Annotated in this window: 1 protein-coding gene; it reads left to right on the top strand. The window is 71.0% G+C overall.

The window, feature by feature from the left end:
* A partial coding sequence (locus GTY96_RS36985) for a condensation domain-containing protein (RefSeq protein WP_235686143.1) occupies positions 1-2,027 on the top strand: 2,027 nt, incomplete at both ends.

The following is a 2,027-nucleotide window of genomic DNA, read 5'->3' as shown; positions in this document are numbered from 1 at the left end:
GCCTCCCACCCCTCTCTCGCCCAGGCCGTCTCCCTCGTCCGCGAGGACCGCCCCGGAGACCGCCGCCTCGTCGCGTACCTCATCGCGCGGCCCGGCCAGACGGTGCCCGCGGATGAAGTCCTCCGCGCGCACCTCAAGCAGGGGCTGCCGGAGTACATGGTGCCGCAGCACTTCGTGGCCCTGCCCGCGCTGCCGCTCACGCCCAATGGCAAGGTGGACCGCAAGGCGCTGCCGTCGCCGCAGGTGGAGTCCCACGAGGATGCCCATGTGGCGCCCCGCGACGAGACGGAGCAGAAGCTCGCGGCCATCTTCGCCGACGTGCTGGGCCTGCGCCGGGTGAGCGTCACGGCGGACTTCTTCCGGTTGGGTGGCCATTCACTGCTGGCGTCGCAGGCCCTCACGCGCGCGAGCCGCGACCTGGATGTCAGCCTCACGCTGCGGCGGATGTTCGAGGCGCCCACCGTGGAGAAGCTGGCCAGGCTGGTGCGCGGTGACGATGGGGCCACGAGCCCCGCGCAGCGCATCTCGCCCCGCGCCGGCACCGCGCCCGCGCCGCTGTCCCTCATGCAGCAACGGCTGTGGTTCCTGGAGCAGCTCAACCCGGGCACGGCCGTCTACAACCTGCCCTCGGCGTTCCGCCTCCACGGCGCGCTGGACGTGGGCGCGCTGCGCTTCAGCTTCAACAAGCTGCTGGAGCGCCAGTCGGCGATGCGCACCTTCGTGCGGTGGGACGAGGGGACTCCGGTGCAGCACGTCGCCCCGTCGCTGACGGTGGAGCTGGAGCCGGTGGACCTGGAACAGGTCCCCGCCAACCAGCGCGAGGAGGACCTGCTGCGCCGCCTCCAGGCGCTGGCGGACGAGGCCATCCCCATCACCGCGCCGCCGCTGTTCCGGCTGACGCTGTTCCGGCTGGGCGCCACCGAGCACGTCCTCTTCTTCATGCCCCATCACCTCATCTGGGATGGGTGGTCGTTCGACGTGTTCCTGCGCGACCTGGACGTCATCTACTCGGCGCTCACGAAGGGCCAGGAGCCCACGCTCCCCACGCTGCCCATCCAGTACGCGGACTTCACCGAATGGCACCGCGGCTGGCTCCAGGGCGAGGAGCTGGAGCGGCAGGCGCGCTACTGGAAGCAGCAGCTCTCCGGGAACCTGCCCGCGCTGGAGCTGCCCACCGACAAGCCGCGCCCCGCGCAGATGAGCCTCAAGGGCGGCACCGAGCCGTTCGTCCTCACGGGCGCGGAAGTGGACGCGCTCACCCGGCTGGGGCGCGAGTCGAACGCCACGCTCTACATGGTGCTGCTCACGGCCTTCAAGACGCTCCTGCACCGCTACAGCGGCCAGGAGGACCTGGTGGTGGGCACGCCCATCCGGGGCCGCTCGCATCCCGAGGTCGAGGACCTGCTGGGCTTCTTCGTCAACACGCTCGTCCTGCGCACGCGGATGGGGCCGGAGCTGACGTTCCGGCAGCTGCTGGAGCGCGTGCGCACCACGTGCATGGAGGCCTTTGGCCACCAGGACATGCCCATCGAGCTGCTGATGCAGCAGCTGGGCGTGCAGCGCGACCTGAGCCGCACGCCGCTGTTCCAGACCTTCTTCACCTTCCAGGACGTGCGCAACCGCGGCGCCAGCCTGGGCGACCTCACCTACGGTCAGGTGCACGTGCACGCGCACGCGACGCCGCTGGACCTGAGCTTCTGGGTAAAGGAGACGGCCCACGGCATCGTCGGCGGCATGGACTACAACACCGACCTGTTCGAGCGGGACACCGTGGTCCGCATGCTCGAGCAGATCCGCACGCTGCTCCGGGCCGCGGTGTCGGACGCGGGAGTGGCCGTGTCGCGCCTGCCGCTGCTGCCCGAAGCGGAGAAGCAGCGGGTGCTGGTGGACTGGAACGCCACCGCGAAGCCCTTCGACCGCGAGGCCTTCGTCCACACCCTCGTCGCCGCCCAGGCCCAGGCCACGCCCGACTCCGTCGCCCTGCGCTCCGGCGGCGTCACCCTCACCTACCGCCAGCTGCTCCAGCG

The organism is Corallococcus silvisoli (genome assembly GCF_009909145.1).
GTDB lineage: Bacteria > Myxococcota > Myxococcia > Myxococcales > Myxococcaceae > Corallococcus > Corallococcus silvisoli.
Note: the sequence above shows the minus strand (reverse complement) of the source record. Positions and strands in the feature narration are given on the sequence as shown.